Raw genomic sequence first — 15,869 nt, 5'->3', positions numbered from 1 at the left:
AAGCAGGCCCGGAAGGTGTCGCAGCCAGCATTCAAAAACCGTCCGGCGCTTACCCCCCAACAACTCGATTGCCCCCAGCGCGCCGATCGGGCGTGTCACGCTCGGCCGGCCAGAATGCACGCGCCCGTCGCGTCGTCGCTTGCCCATGCTCCGCTCACTCCCATTTCGTTTGACGATCAGGCGCTGCAGTCCCCTTGCCGGGCTGGCGTTGGCACTGGCCTGGGCGGGCGCTTGCTACGCCGGGCATCCGCTGGTGACGGAGGACGCGGGCGTGATCGCCGAAGGCCAGTGCGAGCTGGAGCTCGTGCCCTCGCGGCTCAGCCTCGCCGACGCGGCCCCGGCACGCAGCATCGAGCACGGCCTCAGCCTGCAGGTCGGCTGCGCGGTGGGTGAGACCGCCCAGCTCGCGCTGCGCGCCGGGCGCGTGCATGGGCCGGATGCACACCTGCACTCGGTCGAGCTGAACGGCAAATGGCGGCTGGCCAGCTGGGGCGAGGCCGAGCGCCCGGCCCAGTTCACCCTGGCCTGGGGCCTGACCGGCGAGCGCGCCACCTCGGGCGGCGCCTGGCGCCACACAGGCGACGCCCTCAACGCCGTGCTCAGCCAGCCGCTGCAGGGCGTGCTCGGCAGCTTCACCCTGCACGCCAACCTCGGCCACGCCCACGAAGCTGTGGGCCGCCGCCGCACCACCACCGTGGCCCTGGCGCTGGAGCACGAGGGCCTGGGCCCCGACCAGCGCCTGCAGCCCATGGCCGAGATCTTCCTCGACGACCGGGACCACAACGCCTACCTCAACGCCGGCCTGCGCTACGCCGTGGTGCCGGAGCGCTGCTACGTCGCGGCCTCCTGGGGCGGCCAGCTCAGCGGGCCGCGCGGGCGGCTGGCCACGGTGGGCCTGAAGTGGGTGTTCTGACACCCCGCACCCACGCTTGCGAAGAGCGCGGGGGAAACGGCTGCGCAAGCCTCACCCCAAAGCCAGCAGGCTCCTAGACTGCACCGCCACCGCCAAGCAAGCGACCCACTGCCCCACCCATGAGATACCTCGCCCGAATGGTTGCCCTTCTCGCCGCCCTGTTGCCCCTCGCGCCCATCACTGCAGGGGCCGAGACTCTGGCCTACATCGGCACCGAAACCAGCGGCACCAGCCAAGGCATCTACGTCGCCAGCGTGGATGAGGCCACCGGCGCGCTGTCTCCGCCTCGCTTGGCCGCGGCCATCGGCAACCCCAACTTCCTGGCCCTGCACCCGAAGCAGCGCTGGCTCTACGCCGTGACGTCCAGGCAGTTGCCCGGCGGCAGTTGGAAAGAGGAGGTGGCCGCCTTTGCCGTGCAGCCAGACGGCGGCCTCGCCTTGCTCAACACCCAGCCCTCGGGCGGCAGCGGCCCTTGTCATATTTCGGTCGACGCCAGCGGGCGCGTGCTGCTGCTGGCCAACTACAACGGCGGCAACGTCGTGGCCTACCCGCTCGGGCCCGACGGCCGCATCGGCCCCGCCAGCGCGGCCGTGCAACACCAGGGCGGCAGCGTCCACCCGCAGCGCCAGGCGGCGCCCCACCCCCACGGCATCTACCCCGACCCCAGCCAGACCCGCGCCTATGTGCCCGACCTCGGGCTGGACAAGGTGCTGATCTACCAGCTCGACCCCGCCACCGGCCGCCTCACGCCCAACGAGCCCCCGTACGCCACCACCGAGCCCGGCGGCGGCCCGCGCCACATGGCCTTTCACCCGAGCGCCCGCTATGCCTACGTGAACCTGGAGCTGAGCAGCCGCGTGGCCGCCTACCGGCTGGACGCCGCCACCGGCGCGCTGGAGGCGATACAGGTGCTGTCCACGCTGCCGCCGGGCGGCACGGCACCCGGCAACAGCACCGCCGAGACCCTGGTGCACCCGAGTGGCCGGTTTCTCTACGTCTCCAACCGCGGCCACGACAGCATTGCCGTCTTCGCCATCAACCCGCTGGACGGCGGCTTGCGCTTCATCGAGGCCACACCCACCGGCGGGCGCACGCCGCGCAGCATGGGCTTCGTGCCTGGCGGCCGCTTCCTGGTGGCAGCCAACCAGAACGGCGGCACCGTGACCGTGTTCAGCGTTGACCCTGAGCACGGCACCCTGACGCCGACCGGCAGCACGCTGCCGATCGACCGGCCCAACCACATCAGGTTCCTGCAGCGCTAGCCGAATTCAAGCGCGCGATGCGCTCCTCGATCGGCGGGTGGCTGCTGAACAGCGCCATCACGCCCGACGGCCGGCTGCTGATGCCCAGGGCCGCCAAGCTCTTGGGCATCTCGCCAGGGTCCAGGCCCCCGAGGCGCGCCAACGCGCTCATCATCGGCTGCTTGCGCCCCATCAGCTGCGCGGCACCCGCGTCCGCGCGGAACTCACGCTGACGCGAGAACCAGGCCACGATGAGCGCGGCCAGAACGCCGAGCAACAGGTCCAGCACCACCGTCGTCGCGTAGTAGCCCATGCCCGGCCGGTCGCTGGTATTGCGCAGCACCACCTTGTCGACAAAGTAGCCGATCACGCGGCTGAGGAAGACGACAAAGGTGTTCATCACGCCCTGGATGAGCGTCATGGTCACCATGTCGCCATTGGCCACGTGCGCCACCTCGTGCCCGATCACCGCCTCCACCTCCTCGCGCGTCATGCTCTGCAGCAGACCCGTCGAGACCGCCACCAGGGCCGAGTTCTTGAATGCCCCGGTGGCAAAGGCATTGGGCGGGCCTTCGTAGATGCCCACCTCGGGCGTCTGGATGCCCGCCGCGCGCGAGAAGCGCTCCACCGCGCTCACGATCCAGGCGTGCGTCGGGTGGCTGGAGCCATTGATGATCTCCAGACGCGTCGTCCACTTCGCCATCGGCTTGCTCATCAAGAGCGAGATGACGGCGCCGCCAAAACCCATCACTGCCGCAAAGCCGAGCAGCCCGACCAGGTCGAGCCCATTGGCCGTGAGGAACTGGTTCAGGCCCAGCACGTTCACCGCGACGCCAAGCACCAGCATCACGGCCAGGTTGGTGAGCAGGAACAAGGCCATGCGTTTCATGATGCGCGCCCCTTTCAAAGACGAGATGACGCGCGAGCATGCGGGCCACCGCAGCGGTTTTCAAGCGAGCGGAGGCTGAGGGGGGCTCAGGGTTTTACGAACTATCGGGGCGGCTCACCGCAACCGGCGACGCACCACGCCGGCAGTGGCGGCCAAACCGACCAGCCACAAAGCGATGGTGGCCGGCTCCGGCACCGGCTGGGCCGCAAAGGTGTGGACGGCGCCTGCGCCGTCCCGGTAGTCCGTCACCTTGAGCGAATGCATGAAGTCGGCAGCGCCGCCGTTCTCGGCACCGGTCACCAGCGTGACCGCCAGGAAATAGAACGAGGTACCGCACAGCTCAGGGGCGTACGCCGAGCATTCCTGCGGCGTCCCGAGTGCCGTCACTTCAAAGTTCTGGTCCACCAGCACCGATCGATTCACGGTCGTGGCCTGCTGCCCAAAAGTGATCATCTGCGCCTGCGTCGTCGTGGGCAGGGCCAACATCCGGCGCAGCAGCGCTTCCCCCTCGAGGCTGGGGTCAACCCCCGCAACAGACGCCAGCGCGGCGTAGGCGGCCGTATCGGCACCGGGCCCCAACGAGCCCATCGCCATCAGCCCCACGCTCGCCCCCGACGGGTCGCTGCTGACCGGGCTGCGGTCGCCCGAGCTGAGCAGGCTGCCATCCAGATGGAGCGTGAAGGTGAGAGGGCCTGAGCCCTTCATGAAGCCCATGAACCAGACTTGGCTCCAACTCGAAGCAACGGTCAGCGTCGACGTCGAGTCCAGCGCGTCCCTCGCGGCCGACGCGCCACCGAGCGACGCCCCATCCACACGCGCAGCGGCCGACGCCGACCGAGCCCCGTTCACCTGTGCGTTGGAAACCGCAAGGTTCACGTCACTCGAGGCGATCCCGCCCATGCTCTGAAAGTCCGCGACGCCCGCCACCAAGGTAGAGGCGGTGGCCAAGTGGCTGGCCACGTACCAGTGGTCTGCGCTCACCGCGCCACCGGGGGGAAAGCTGACGGGCAGCCAGCCCGGTCCCGCAGGGGCCGAGGCCGCGTGCGCCAAGTGGCCGCACGAAACGCTCAGCGCCAGAGCGCAAGACAACAAGGAGAAGCGGCCAAGCATCGAAGACATCGCAGCAAGCAAGAGAGGAACGGGGCGCGCAGTCTAGGGGTCGATCGCGCCCGACTTGGCACCTGCAGCACGCCAGAGCTAGGGGGAAAGACTCGCTCAAACAGGTGACAACCGAGCGGCACTGTTCTGCACTGTTTGCAGCCGCACCCGCCTCAGGCGCAAGGGCCGTGGAGCCTAGGCAAGCGCCGCCACACTCGCATCCACACACGCCACCAGCAGGGGCGACGCGCGGGTCGGGTCGTCGGCGTCGCACACCATGGCCAACTCCAGCAGCCCGCCGGGCAAAGCGCGGGCATCAATGCCCTCGACCTTGTAGTCGCCCCCCACGCGCCAGCGCCGCAGCACCTGCCCTGCCGCTGTGGCCAGGCCGATCACCGAGCCCGCGCAGCGCCCGTCCGCCACCGCATCGTCTGTGTCCTCCGCCGCCGCGCTGAAGAGCCAGTGGCCCGCAGGCAGCGCGCAGGCGTCCGTGAAGCCCAGCGGCACGCCGTCCAGCTCGCCCAACGCCATCGGCTCAACGTGCAGCGCCAAGCCTGCGTCAATGCCCGCACCCACCAGCAAGCCCTCCAGCACGCTCGCATGCAAGCGGATGCGCGCATTGCCGAGCAGGCCGCCCGCATTGCCCCGTTGCAGCAGCCACAGCTCGTCCCCCTGCAACAGCGCGCCCTCCAGGTTCAGCGGGCCCAGCTCGGCACGCAGGCGCTCGTACAGCAGCGTCAGCGCAAAGGCGAGCGGCGCGGCCTGCAAGCTAGGCAGATGCACCGCCCGGTCCCGCGTGGGGCGCGAGCTGGACCCAGACCCCAGCGCCAGCAAACCGCCCCGCCACTCCAGCAAGATCTCAAAGTCCGGCTTCACGCGCTTGCGCGCCTTCGGGCCCTTGGGCAGCCCGCCCGGCAGCAAGCGCAAACGCTGACCCGGCCGCGCGTGGCTGTCGAAAACCCCCAAGTGTTTCAGGTCGTCCCCCACCACGCAGACGCGGCTTGAGAGGCACACCAGGCCACTCGCCGCCGCCAAGGGCTTGCCGCTTTCAAAGTACAGCTCGCAGAGGCTGGTGGTGTGGAGAAGGGGGAGTGCGGCGGGGCTCATGGGCCAGAGTGTGGCGCGGGCTTGAAAACTAATCCGCAAAGAAAAACGCCACCCGAGGGTGGCGTTCTTGCATGACGGCGAAACCTGCCGATCAAGCAGCGCGACGGCGCGCCCGCAAACCCAGCAAGGCAATGCCACCAATCATGAAAGCATAGGTCGAGGGTTCAGGCACGGCGTTGATCTGCAGCGTGGCCGGATGGTCCTGACCCACACCGCCTTGGAAGTAGAGGAACGGGTTCGGCGCGTCCGTACGTGCGAAGGTGAAGCCATAGTTGGCATAGCTGCCATTGACCCAACCTGCCACCGCAGACGTCACGTCCAGCGAATAGGTTTCGTTCTGGCCATACTCACCCGCCACCAGATTGAGCACCGCAACAGGCGTTGCGTCGACCGAGGGCAGGGTCGACCAGTCATAGGTCGCGCCATTGATCCAGGCGCTGGTGTTGCGGTAGACGGCAAACGAGGCCGTCTCATACGAATTCCACTGATGGAACAGGTTCAAGGTGGCGGACGTGACGCTGGTCACACCCGTGAGGTCGAACTGGAGCAAACCGACGTTCGGTGCTGCGTCATCCCAGTTGACGGTGAGATACCAGTCGCTGCTGATGCCTTGGCCCGCGCGGTCGACGACATGCGCGGTTTGCGTGGGCGTCAGCGTTTGTGCAGACACGGCCGAGCTCAACAGCAGGGCAGCAAGGGCGACGGGTAACAGCTTCATAGATTCGATCCCTGTGGAGTCAAGTGAATTTGTCTCGAATGTTCACACGGCGCGGGCTGAAGACCCCACCCCTGAACCGGGGGGCAAGAGACATCGGGACGGGCCCGCTTCGCGATGGGGCACCAAGGAATCCGGGCCAGAACGTCGACGAGACCACTGAGATTGCTGCCACGCTCGCACCACTGGGCCGGGCGCCTGGAGATGGGCTCAGGCGCGCCCTCTGCGCCATCTGAGCCATCGCACATAGGGAGGGCGCGCCAGGGTGCGCCTGCCTAGACTGGCTGGCCATTCTTAGAGGTCCCCCATGAAGATTGCCCGTATCGCTAGCGCCGCCTGTCTCGCCCTGTCCCTGGCGCCTGCCGCCTTTGCCGCTGGCCCCAACCTGGTCGTCAATGGCAGCTTCGAGGCCGACGTCATCCCCACGGGCACCTGGGTGATCAAGCCCACCATCACCGGCTGGACTGGCGACCCCGACATCGAGCTGCAGCGGCAGCTGGAAGGCAACCTCGCGCAGGACGGCCAGCAACTCGTCGAGCTGGACACCTTCTACAACAGCGCCATGAGCCAGACCCTCCACGCCACCGGCTGGGTGACCCTGAGCTTCTGGTACACGCCCCGCATCGGCTGGGGCGCCGGCACGCAAGGCGTGCAGGTCAGCCTGGGCAGCTTCTCCAGCACCGTCATGGAGACGGCCGCTGGCGGTTCGGTGCCCAACTGGCAGCACTTCAGCGCCCTGGTGGACCTGGGCAGCAGCGGCAGCGCGGTGCTGCGCTTCGCCGCCATCGGCACCTCGGACCAAGCCGGCGGCCTGATCGACAACGTCTCCGTCACCGCCGTGCCCGAACCCGCGAGTGCCTGGCTGGCCTTGGCCGGCGGTGCGTTGCTGGTGGCGCGGCGGCGCCGCGTGGGGCGCTGAGGGTCAGGCTCGGCCCGACCTCTCTTCTTGCGGTGTTGGGGCGTGTGTACGCCACCTAAACTCGCCGTGTCATAGCCAACTAGGGTTTCCGTGCGACAGGGAGAACGTATGAAGTCCACCGCCCGCTGGGCCGGTGTGGCACTGGCCATCGTGCTCAGCGCCTGCGGGGGCGGCGGGGGCGGAAGCGATCCCGTCGCGAGCCCTCCCGTTGCGCAGTCCCAGACAACCGTCAGCGGCAGCATCGCGCCCGGACCGGTTGCCGGCGCCACGGTCCAGATGCTCCGCGTCGACGCCCAGGGACGTACGACGCTGTTGCAAGAGGTGCGCACCGGCAGCGATGGTGAATACGCGTTCAATGCAACTGTGCCGGCCGACTCCGTGGTGATGTTGGCCGCAAGCGGCGGGAGTTGGACAGATCCGATACGCAAGACCACGGCCACGCTGGACCCCAAACTACGGGCCGTGGACACGTGGACCGGCCCGGCCCGACGCATCAACGTCACGCCGTACACCGAGATGGTTGTGCGCGGTATCGAGAGTGCGAAGACGCCTGACTGGTCTGCAACGGGCGTCCGTGCGGCCAACACTTCCGCCGCCCAGACGCTGGGCGTCGCCAGCACGACCGACTTCGTTCGGTTAGATCTCACCCAGCCACCCGGGGCGAACGCCCCGAAGGTCGACGATGTCACCCACGCTTTGGTGAACGGCTCCTTCGTCGGCCTTTGGCATCGACTGTCGACGGCCACCGGCCAGGCGGGCATGTCTACGGCGCTGGACGGGCTGCACCACCTCGTCAACATCGATCCTGAGGACGACCGCATAGGGCCAGCGCTCGCTGCAGGCACCGTGGATTTCCTCGAAGCCACGGCGCTGCCCGTTGCCGAAAAGTTGCGCACGCAAGGCTTGGTACTGTTCGGCAGCGACTTGCTTCCCACTGCGGCCACACTTGCCGAAGCGATGCCCAAGGGCATCTCCAGCGGCACGGCCCTCGCCGCTATGCCGGATGACCAGTTCCGGCTCTTGGGAGAAGTTCAGGGCCGCACGCATTTCAACCTGCGGGGCGCGCTGGTGTCCTATGGCCCGGGCGATGCCAAAACCAGCCGCAATGAGCTTTACACCGGCAGCGTCGCCGAAGTCTTCGCGGACGGAGACGTCGGTATCGGCCGCTGGAACGGCGGCGTCGAGATCGTGACCTATCCCTCCGGCGGCGACCAGTTTGTCACCCGTTCCAACCTCCTGTCCACGACAGGCCGCTTCTACGCCTTGGCACGGCCAGCCACCCAAATCCCCGCATGCGGCGTTCGCCGGCTGGGCTTGGTGGCCCATACGCAGCTGAACCTCGCATCGACCACAGGGAGCGGCGCGCCTATGGCCTTGACGCCAACGGCTGATTCGGCGATCAGCGCGATGTACCTCGGCGGTGTGCAGATTGCGGTTGATGTGGGTTTGGCTAGCCCGACCGGTGAGACGGTGCGCTTTCGGTCCCGAGGCGGATTGACACACCCCGAGCTCGCCGGCTGGCAGCCCGACGCCGAGAACGACGTCTACCTCGAAGTGCCGGTCTCGCCGCTCTTCCCCCCCGGCACCACCGCGCTGCTGAAAGTTCGACCCGCTGGCGCTGGTGCCCGCAAGGCAGCTGCAATCTTGCAAATCAATGCGGTCAATGCAGGCGCCTATGCCGCTTTAGCCTTTGTTGGCCAGGACACGCCGCCCGACGCACAAGGCTGTGCCCAATCCGGCGCGCCTGGCACTGGGATCGATCCCAAGCCGGCCGCTGGTAGCCATTTCGTTTTCTTGAACCACAACAACGAGAACATGAATTTCGGTGCCCCAAATGAGGCTGTGACCTTCGGCCCCAAAGGCGAACTCGCGTCGGTGCCGTCGCCGCTCAGCTTCACGCCGGCCACGGCGTATGACCTTGCTGGCAACGACTTCGCCAGCATCGGCCGCGTCACAGTCAGCAGCGGCAGCGCCGCCGGAGGCAACTTCGTGCAGCGGTCGCAGCCCTACGCGGTGGCCCGGCCAGATGCGGCCGTGCCCACCAGCGGCAGTGCTACCTACACGCTGCTTAGCGCGACCGCCGTGATGGCCGATCGGGGCAGCGGCGAGGCGCAGCTCCCGCCGGGGGTCATCGACAGCGCCAGCGTGACGGTGTACTTCGACCAGTACCCCATCGGCACACCGAATCCTTACTACGGCACGGTGCGTATCAACATCGCCGGGCGCTTCGCTGGCGTGGCCTTCGGCAGCGCGGTCAACGCAGCCAACGGGTATGGGCCGATGGACGTGCGAACCTCCGGACAGAACCTGGGCGGAGGCAACATCTCGGGGGCGTTCGCTGGCCCGACCGGCGAATATCTCGTCGTGCACTACATGGATGGCGTCGCGGGCATCCCCATCCGCGCCGCTCTGCTGTTCAAACGTCAAGGATCCTGAGCCGTCCTGCGTCGCCGCGCTTGCCACTTGTGCCGGCGTGCAAGGGCACGGCGGCACTACGCCAACCAGGGTTGCGGGGTCAGGTCTCAAGCGTTCCTGATTTGGCACCTATCTCCGTTGGCACCCCGTCCTCAATGAGGCCTACCGCTAGGGCGCCGACATCAAGGCGTCGCGCAGCAAGATTGCAGCCTCAAGCCTTCTTCACGAACTCCGACTTCAAGCCCATCGCACCCACGCCGTCGATCTTGCAGTCGATGTCGTGGTCGCCGTCCGTCAGGCGGATGTTCTTGACCTTGGTGCCCACCTTGACGACCAAGGACGACCCCTTGACCTTCAGGTCCTTGACCACCGTAACGGTGTCACCGTCCTGCAGCACATTGCCCACCGCATCGCGCACCACGCGCGGCGCGTCGGCCGCGTCAGGGTTGGCCTGCGGCGACCACTCGTAGCTGCACTCCGGGCAGACCAGCTGCGCGCCGTCCTCATAGGTGTAGACCGAGTGGCACTTGGGGCAAGGGGGCAGGGTGCTCATGCTGTTTGCTTCGCGCAGGGAAATAGGAAGTCGTGAATTCGCGGCCAGCTCCTGGGAGCGTGGCCAGCTACGGATTGCACCACTGCCGTCGAAGGGTGAGATGTGAGGGCTGGGAGCTTGGCTGCAACCCTCATCTAGGGACGGGACTAAATGTTCAAGAATTGACCCATTTCGGGTGCGCTGCGGCTCACCTCCACCCGATCAACCTCAACGCCTCGCCATGAACATCCGCACGCGCCTTGCCCTCCTTGCACGCCTTGCCCTCTTTGCCGTTTGCTCGTTCGCCCCCGCCCTCGCGTGGGCGCAACAAGCCAACGTCAACCTCGACCACAACCCGCAGAAGAACACCGAGAACCTCGTTCCCTTCAGCGCTCCGCTCAATTCACCCGACGTGCGCGACGACCGCACGGTCGTCTTCCGCGTCAAGGCGCCCGCCGCGAAAGAAGTGCGTCTCGCCGGCGTCGCGCTCCTCACCGCGCTCGGCAAATCCGGCCAGCCGGTGCCCTTCACCAAGGGCGACGACGGTATTTGGACGCTGACCGTCGGGCCGCTCAAGCCCGACATGTATGCCTATCACATCAACATCGACGGCGTCACCACGGCGGACCCGAGCAACACCTACGCCGCATTCACGGCGATGCCGCCCTACAGCCAACTCATCGTGCACGGTGACGGCCCCGCTTACTACGACGCCCGCAACGTTCCGCACGGCAACGTGACGCGCCACGTCTATCACTCCGAGGTCACGAAGGGCGAACGCGATCTCTACGTCTACACACCTCCTGGCTACGATCGCGCCAAGACTTACCCGGTGCTCTATCTCGTTGGCGGCAGCGGCGAGCTGCCCGCAAACTGGATCTACGACGGCCGCGCGAACTTCATCATGGACAACCTGCTTGCCGAGGGCAAAGCCGTGCCGATGGTGATCGCGATCCCCAACAACCAAGTCGTGCACCGCAACCACCCGCAGCACGCCCAGCTCACGTTCAAGATCTTCGAGGAAGAACTGCGCAAGGCGGTGATTCCGCTCGTCGAAAAGGAATACGCCGTGCGCCGCGACCCGAAAGGCCGCGCGCTCTCCGGCCTCTCGATGGGCGGCCGCCACACGATCTTCGCCGGCTTCAATTCCCTCGACCTGTTCGCCAACTTCGGGGTGCTCAGCGCTGGCGACACCGAACCCGAAAAGTCCCTCGCCAAGTTCCTCAACGACCCCGACGTGAACAAAAAGGTCGACTACCTCTTCGTCGGCCAGGGCACGCTGGAGGAGCGCGGCCCCTTCAACGCCCGCGTCTCCGCACTCGTCGCCGCGCTCAAGGCCCATGGCGTCAACCACGAGTACTACGCCGGCGGCCACGCTGCCCACGACTGGGCGACGTGGCGCCACTTGCTCTACTACCGCTTCCTACCGAGCCTCTGGCGGAAGAACTGAAAGCTGGCAGGGGTGGCTCGCCCGTGTTGCACGAACTGCCAAAGCGAATTCGGGGCTAAGGCTTGAACGTCGCCTTCCTCAGACGCGAGGCAGAGGCGCAGCGGGGTAGCCCTCCCGCCGCTAGTCGCGGCAAGCAGGGCAGGCACTCTTAGACGCAGCGCGCCTGCGAGCGGCGGCGCCGATCACACCGAGCCCGCCCAGCAGCAGAACGATGCGCTCGGGCTCAGGCACTGGGGCGTACTGGTGGCCGCTTTCGGCGACCAGGCTCACGCCTGGCGTCGATGTGCTGAAGTAGGTGTGCGCACTGTGGAGGCTGTTGACGCTGGAACTCGCTTCAGCCACGCCAGGGTTGTTGTAAAAGAAGTTCGAGATGCTGAGAAAGGTGCCAGCGGCAAGCCCGCCGGAAATCGCGATGGAGCCGCCCACGTAGGAATCCACGGAAACGCGGTACTCGAAGGTCTGCTCGCTCCCGTCAATCAAGGTCGGGGTGCAATTGGCGAAGAAATCTCCCCAGCACTTGTCGATGGCGGCACTGGTGACGCCTGTTGCGTTGAACTGCAGGGCGATGGTGGTTTGACCGTGGGCGGTAGAGGTTGGGTTGGCGGTCAGCGTCCGCCCCAAAGAGAACGTCACGACTTGGCTAAGCTCCACCGTGACTGGCGTTCCAGCAGGCAGCGTGGCGGAACTGACCAGCACAGTGTCTGAATACGTGGCGTAGGCCGTCGTGGTGCCGCCAACGTAGAAAAGTTCTGTGGCTGGGCGCGAGGCCTCGAGCAGCCCATCCACCTTGACGCCCAGGTCGCCCGGCCCGCTTCTGACGGAGGCCGAATACTGCCGGGTGAACTTTTCAGAGGCCGCGCTGGTGAAACTTGTGGAAAGCACCTGTCCGGCCGGCAAACCGAAGTCGGAGCTCTGATCGATCACGGCGCATTTGTCGCTTCCAGGCGTGTCGCCGCGACCGACCTCGCACATCGCCGAACTGCTGAAGCTCGCCGCAGCCGCACTGCCGCTGCCCAGGACCAACAAGGCAATAGCGACCGCCTGTGACCGGCGTTGGATTGCGCGCTCGTACATGAGAGAACTCCCTTCGACTCAAGTCAGATGAGAGGCCGCAATTTAACGTGCCAACTGGTGGCCGTCAGCCTCAATCTTCAATTCGGGGTCAAGTCATCAATAGTCAGTCCGCGCAAACTTGAACAGCACTTGCTTTGCGCCAGGAATGGACTCACCACTGGCCTGCAGATCTGCGACGACATCGGCCACAAGGGCGCGAATGCCTGCAAGCGCAGTCTCGGGCGTCTTGTCCAACCAAGACAGCGACGGAAACTCGCCACATCGCCCGACGTACTCGCCGTCTTCTTCCGACCAAGCGACGGCGTAGGCATAGCGGTCGGAGTCAGACGCCGGACCCATCTGCCCCACCCTCAAGCCGCCAGCAACGAACACCTCGGAATCCGCGCCAGCTCCTCCTGAAGCGCGTCCCTTGCAACCGCTGTGTCATACGCCGCCTGGCCGCGCAGCCACCAGCCGTCGCTCAGGCCAAAGTAGCGGCACAGCCGCAGGTCCGTGTCGGCCGTGATGGCGCGCCGGCCGGCGACGATTTCGCCGACGCGCTGGGCAGGCACGCCGATGTCCTTGGCCAAGCGGTACTTCGTCAGGCCCAGGGGCTTGAGGAATTCCTCTTCAAGCATCTCGCCGGGCGATGCGGGTGCAAGGGTGCGCATGGTGTTCATTCCTTCAGTGGTCGTCGACGATCTCGACATCGGTGGCGCCTTCTGCCGTCCAGACGAAGCAGACGCGCCATTGCTGTTTGAGGTCACAAGCGGTGACCTCAAGCCGCCAACGCCGCGCGCGGTCAAGTGACGATGCGGCTCCGGATGGCGCATTGGAGCGCGGCCATGCGCACACGCTGCAATGCAAGTTCCCCGGCGGCCCTGCCGGATTGAGTTTCCCGCCCCCCAACAGCGGCACGCATCGGCGAAGCTCTGCAGCGGTCTTGGGTCGGGACTAAATATTTAAGACTTGACCCCGACTTCTCATCCCGCCGCTTGTCGCGGCAAGCAGGGCAGGCACTTGCTTGCCCTTGACCCCCGGCGGCATACGCCGCCCCCAGACAACCCACGGTTCACTCCGCAATCTCATCCCCCTCACGCGGCGGCACGCCGCCCTGACGGGTGAGCAGCGCGCGCAGCGCCGCTGGATCGGCCCGCTCGCGGCGTTCGGCAAAGAAGGCGGCGGTGCGCATCACGGCCAGCTTCTCGGCCACGGCCGTGGCCACCAGTTGGTTGAGGCTGATGCCTTCGTCGCGGGCCAATTGCTCGGCGGCAGCCTTGACCGAGCGGGGCAGGCGCAAGGGGTAGGTCGAGGTATCAGTCATGACGAATCCTCCTGAGAGCGTCGCGGGGAAGTAGAAGGTCCAGCCCGAAGCGGGCAGGCGCGTCGGCAAAGTCGCGGTGGTTAAAGCTGACGATGCTGTTGGCCTGACCGTTGACTGCGGCCTCCAGCACCATTTCATCAGCCGCGTCCCTCAGCTGAGGCCGCCAGATGAAGTGCGAATGCACCGGCTCCATCAGGGCAGCCACAGCGTCCAAGAAGGCTTGCGCTTGCGCCACCGACAAGCCCGCCTCCTCAAGATGCTGCGGGCGCAAACAAACGGCCTCGTATTCAAGAACCAGCGCAACGTTGGCCACCAGTTGCACGCGCCCGTCCAGCGCAGCCAGCAAGAGCGCTGCCGAGGCACCCGCCGGACTGCGCATGGCGGCGACGATCACATCGGTATCAAGAACCCAGCGCATGGCGCAATTCTGACATCACGGGAGATGTCATTGCAACGTGAGCCACTCTCGCCTGCGGCCCTTGCCCTACGCGTCCGCATCCGTGACAAAGCCGAGCCGTCGCTTGGGCAAGGCCAACAGATCGTCCGCCAGGACAGCGCAGTGTTCGCTGAATGCGCAAGCCAGCGACTTGGAGAACCTCAGCTTGGCAAGGCGGTCGCAGTTTGCGACCACCTCCGCCACTGGATTGCGTGCGCACCGGGAAACTCAGCGCAAAAGCCAACTTGCTGGCTGTCCACGACTGACGGGAAAGGATTTGGGGGGACTTAATATTTAAGACTTGACCCCGATCTCCTCGCGGCTCTAGATGGCGCACAGGAGCGCGGCCATGCGCACTCGTTGAAATACAAGTTCTCCGGCGTTCCCGCCGGATTGAGCTTCCCGACCCCCAGCTGCGGCGCGCACCGGCGAAGCTCTGCAGCGGTCTTGCATCGGGGAAGTTATGCGGCGGTCTTGTCAAGTGATCAATGGGACGACGCGGGTCAGGCCGAATCGGGGGTGGTTCACAACCAAGAGACTTGAATGCCGGCCCGCGTCGATCCCGCCCACGTTGAAGAAGTTCGCAGCGCCCGCAGCCTGAGCCAGATGGGTTTGGAGCGTGTCGTGCCGGGTGACCACGCGTCATTGGCAGACTCGCAGCCAGAAGACTTGTGCGAGCACGCGTCATATGCCGCAGCTCGCGAGGATTGGACGGGCTGGGGAACAGAGGGTTTTCTGGGGCGGCGCAAGCCGCCAGGGGTCAAGGGCAAAGCGCATCACAACGCCGAGCCCGAGGCCTTGATCCTGATGGGTGACTGGTGCGCTGCGGCGCAACCAATATTCGAGAACCAAGTGCGCGGTGAGTCCGGCGACGGGGAATGCAGTCTTGAAGGAAGATCAGGTGCGCTCTTGCGGTGCAGGGGCGTGTGTTTGCCACTTGACGGGGGCGGCTAATGGGTGACCCCGATTTCTCACCATCTTTGCGGGCTTCAATTCCCTCGATCTCTTCGCCAACTTCGGGGTGCTCAGCGCTGGCGACACCGAACCCGAAAAGTCCCTCGCCACATTCCTCAACGACCCCGACGTGAACAAAAAGGTCGACTACCTCTTCGTCGGTCAGGGCACGCTGGAGGAGCGCGGCAACTTCAACGCCCGCGTCGCCGCACTGGTCGCCGCGCTCAAAGCCCACGGCGTCAACCACGAGTACTACGCCGGCGGCCACGCGGCCCACGATTGGGCGACGTGGCGCCACTTGCTCTACTACCGCTTCCTGCCGAGCCTCTGGCGGAAGAACTGAATGGCCTTGGTGCGCAGAAACCCCCTAATTTTCGAAATGGGGAGGCGTTGCACTTCTTGACTGCCGCTGGTAACCTGCATCTAGCCGAATGCGGCGCTATTCAAACGATGAAACCCCATGAAATATACTCGTAAATCCCTTGTGTTGAAAGCCTTTGCGTCAATACTGGCGCTCGCTGTTGGAAGTGCAAATGCAGCATTTCAGTGTAATGCCCAAACACTTTCAGTGCTCGTGTATTCCGATGGCACTGTAAATATCCTACATAGCGGTAGGGGCGACTATACCAATGTGTGCAACTTGAATATTGTGTATAAGGGTGTGCCGACCGCTACCTGCGCAATGTGGACTGCGATGCTCCTCCAAGCGAAGCGTAACAATACACTCCTTCAATTTTATTATGATGGAACGGGGGCCTGCTCAACGCTACCGACCTATTCAAGTGCTCCCGCGCCTATCTATATTGGCCCAACCAATTAAGGC

General features: G+C 65.8%; 17 protein-coding genes. 7 read left to right on the top strand and 10 right to left on the bottom strand.

All coding sequences use genetic code 11. The annotated features are described in order from the left end of the window. Positions 1–208 precede the first annotated feature (208 nt). A complete protein-coding gene (locus ABDJ85_RS03725; RefSeq protein ID WP_347703388.1) occupies positions 209–913 on the top strand; it encodes a hypothetical protein in 705 nt (234 codons plus the stop codon). A 137-nt stretch (positions 914–1,050) separates the two neighbouring features. Beyond that, positions 1,051–2,175 carry a lactonase family protein gene (locus ABDJ85_RS03720; protein ID WP_347703387.1) on the top strand — a complete coding sequence of 375 codons (1,125 nt, stop codon included), beginning with the start codon at positions 1,051–1,053 and terminating at the stop codon, positions 2,173–2,175. Here ABDJ85_RS03720 and htpX read toward each other — a convergent pair. The 4 genes from htpX to ABDJ85_RS03700 form a co-directional block, all read right to left on the bottom strand. After that, entirely contained in the window at positions 2,156–3,043 is an 888-nt protein-coding gene (gene htpX, locus ABDJ85_RS03715) for a protease HtpX (RefSeq protein WP_347703386.1), read from the bottom strand. The two genes, ABDJ85_RS03720 and htpX, sit on opposite strands and share 20 nt — an antisense overlap. 114 nt (positions 3,044–3,157) lie before the next feature. Further along, positions 3,158–4,024 (bottom strand): PEP-CTERM sorting domain-containing protein, encoded by an 867-nt coding sequence (locus ABDJ85_RS03710; protein ID WP_347703385.1) that lies wholly within the window; start codon positions 4,022–4,024, stop codon positions 3,158–3,160. A gap of 312 nt (positions 4,025–4,336) precedes the next feature. After that, complete coding sequence (locus tag ABDJ85_RS03705; RefSeq protein ID WP_347703384.1) at positions 4,337–5,248, bottom strand: DUF6929 family protein; 912 nt, start codon at positions 5,246–5,248, stop codon at positions 4,337–4,339. Positions 5,249–5,339: 91 nt separating this feature from the next. Further along, positions 5,340–5,966, bottom strand: coding sequence for a DNRLRE domain-containing protein (locus ABDJ85_RS03700; protein WP_347703383.1), 627 nt, complete (start codon positions 5,964–5,966; stop codon positions 5,340–5,342). Positions 5,967–6,270: 304 nt separating this feature from the next. Between ABDJ85_RS03700 and ABDJ85_RS03695 the strand changes: the two genes are divergently transcribed. Then, a complete protein-coding gene (locus tag ABDJ85_RS03695) occupies positions 6,271–6,882 on the top strand; it encodes a PEP-CTERM sorting domain-containing protein (RefSeq protein WP_347703382.1) in 612 nt (203 codons plus the stop codon). Between the two features lie 108 nt (positions 6,883–6,990). Next, positions 6,991–9,318 carry a hypothetical protein gene (locus tag ABDJ85_RS03690; protein ID WP_347703381.1) on the top strand — a complete coding sequence of 776 codons (2,328 nt, stop codon included), beginning with the start codon at positions 6,991–6,993 and terminating at the stop codon, positions 9,316–9,318. A 190-nt stretch (positions 9,319–9,508) separates the two neighbouring features. On the opposite strand, the gene ABDJ85_RS03685 is transcribed toward ABDJ85_RS03690, so the two are convergent. After that, positions 9,509–9,850, bottom strand: coding sequence for a zinc ribbon domain-containing protein YjdM (locus ABDJ85_RS03685; protein ID WP_347703380.1), 342 nt, complete (start codon positions 9,848–9,850; stop codon positions 9,509–9,511). A 220-nt stretch (positions 9,851–10,070) separates the two neighbouring features. Between ABDJ85_RS03685 and ABDJ85_RS03680 the strand changes: the two genes are divergently transcribed. Next, positions 10,071–11,279, top strand: a complete 1,209-nt coding sequence (locus ABDJ85_RS03680) for an esterase (protein WP_347703379.1) — start codon at positions 10,071–10,073, stop codon at positions 11,277–11,279. A 120-nt stretch (positions 11,280–11,399) separates the two neighbouring features. On the opposite strand, the gene ABDJ85_RS03675 is transcribed toward ABDJ85_RS03680, so the two are convergent. The 3 genes from ABDJ85_RS03675 to ABDJ85_RS03665 form a co-directional block, all read right to left on the bottom strand. Further along, entirely contained in the window at positions 11,400–12,353 is a 954-nt protein-coding gene (locus tag ABDJ85_RS03675) for a PEP-CTERM sorting domain-containing protein (protein WP_347703378.1), read from the bottom strand. Positions 12,354–12,449: 96 nt separating this feature from the next. Then, positions 12,450–12,725, bottom strand: coding sequence for a hypothetical protein (locus ABDJ85_RS03670; RefSeq protein ID WP_347703377.1), 276 nt, complete (start codon positions 12,723–12,725; stop codon positions 12,450–12,452). Further along, positions 12,704–13,003, bottom strand: coding sequence for a HigA family addiction module antitoxin (locus ABDJ85_RS03665; protein ID WP_347703376.1), 300 nt, complete (start codon positions 13,001–13,003; stop codon positions 12,704–12,706). Before ABDJ85_RS03665 ends, ABDJ85_RS03670 begins: the two co-directional genes overlap by 22 nt. On the opposite strand from ABDJ85_RS03665, the gene ABDJ85_RS03660 reads away from it, so the two are divergent. Then, positions 13,002–13,142 (top strand): hypothetical protein, encoded by a 141-nt coding sequence (locus ABDJ85_RS03660; protein ID WP_347703375.1) that lies wholly within the window; start codon positions 13,002–13,004, stop codon positions 13,140–13,142. The two genes, ABDJ85_RS03665 and ABDJ85_RS03660, sit on opposite strands and share 2 nt — an antisense overlap. Before the next feature lie 262 nt (positions 13,143–13,404). Here ABDJ85_RS03660 and ABDJ85_RS03655 read toward each other — a convergent pair whose 3' ends face one another. Then, positions 13,405–13,656: a pilus assembly protein HicB gene (locus ABDJ85_RS03655; protein WP_347703374.1), complete on the bottom strand. Its 252-nt coding sequence runs from the start codon at positions 13,654–13,656 to the stop codon at positions 13,405–13,407. Next, positions 13,649–14,074 carry a putative toxin-antitoxin system toxin component, PIN family gene (locus tag ABDJ85_RS03650; RefSeq protein ID WP_347703373.1) on the bottom strand — a complete coding sequence of 142 codons (426 nt, stop codon included), beginning with the start codon at positions 14,072–14,074 and terminating at the stop codon, positions 13,649–13,651. Before ABDJ85_RS03650 ends, ABDJ85_RS03655 begins: the two co-directional genes overlap by 8 nt. A 1,102-nt stretch (positions 14,075–15,176) precedes the next feature. Here ABDJ85_RS03650 and ABDJ85_RS03645 point away from each other — a divergent pair. Beyond that, positions 15,177–15,389, top strand: coding sequence for a hypothetical protein (locus tag ABDJ85_RS03645; RefSeq protein WP_347703372.1), 213 nt, complete (start codon positions 15,177–15,179; stop codon positions 15,387–15,389). The last annotated feature ends 480 nt before the right edge of the window (positions 15,390–15,869 follow it).

This window comes from Roseateles paludis (assembly GCF_039872745.1).
Lineage (GTDB): Bacteria > Pseudomonadota > Gammaproteobacteria > Burkholderiales > Burkholderiaceae_C > Pelomonas > Pelomonas paludis.
The sequence above is the reverse complement of the archived record's forward strand: the minus strand, read 5'-3'. Positions and strand labels throughout refer to the sequence as shown.

Bases quoted from the DNA above. Each gene is read 5' to 3' on its own strand.
- ABDJ85_RS03720 (WP_347703387.1), top strand. From the start codon at position 1,051: ATGGTTGCCCTTCTCGCCGCCCTGTTGCCCCTCGCGCCCATCACTGCA.
- htpX (WP_347703386.1), bottom strand. From the start codon at position 3,043: ATGAAACGCATGGCCTTGTTCCTGCTCACCAACCTGGCCGTGATGCTG.
- ABDJ85_RS03705 (WP_347703384.1), bottom strand. From the start codon at position 5,248: ATGAGCCCCGCCGCACTCCCCCTTCTCCACACCACCAGCCTCTGCGAG.
- ABDJ85_RS03700 (WP_347703383.1), bottom strand. From the start codon at position 5,966: ATGAAGCTGTTACCCGTCGCCCTTGCTGCCCTGCTGTTGAGCTCGGCC.
- ABDJ85_RS03695 (WP_347703382.1), top strand. From the start codon at position 6,271: ATGAAGATTGCCCGTATCGCTAGCGCCGCCTGTCTCGCCCTGTCCCTG.
- ABDJ85_RS03690 (WP_347703381.1), top strand. From the start codon at position 6,991: ATGAAGTCCACCGCCCGCTGGGCCGGTGTGGCACTGGCCATCGTGCTC.
- ABDJ85_RS03685 (WP_347703380.1), bottom strand. From the start codon at position 9,850: ATGAGCACCCTGCCCCCTTGCCCCAAGTGCCACTCGGTCTACACCTAT.
- ABDJ85_RS03680 (WP_347703379.1), top strand. From the start codon at position 10,071: ATGAACATCCGCACGCGCCTTGCCCTCCTTGCACGCCTTGCCCTCTTT.
- ABDJ85_RS03675 (WP_347703378.1), bottom strand. From the start codon at position 12,353: ATGTACGAGCGCGCAATCCAACGCCGGTCACAGGCGGTCGCTATTGCC.
- ABDJ85_RS03660 (WP_347703375.1), top strand. From the start codon at position 13,002: ATGGTGTTCATTCCTTCAGTGGTCGTCGACGATCTCGACATCGGTGGC.
- ABDJ85_RS03665 (WP_347703376.1), bottom strand. From the start codon at position 13,003: ATGCGCACCCTTGCACCCGCATCGCCCGGCGAGATGCTTGAAGAGGAA.
- ABDJ85_RS03655 (WP_347703374.1), bottom strand. From the start codon at position 13,656: ATGACTGATACCTCGACCTACCCCTTGCGCCTGCCCCGCTCGGTCAAG.
- ABDJ85_RS03650 (WP_347703373.1), bottom strand. From the start codon at position 14,074: ATGCGCTGGGTTCTTGATACCGATGTGATCGTCGCCGCCATGCGCAGT.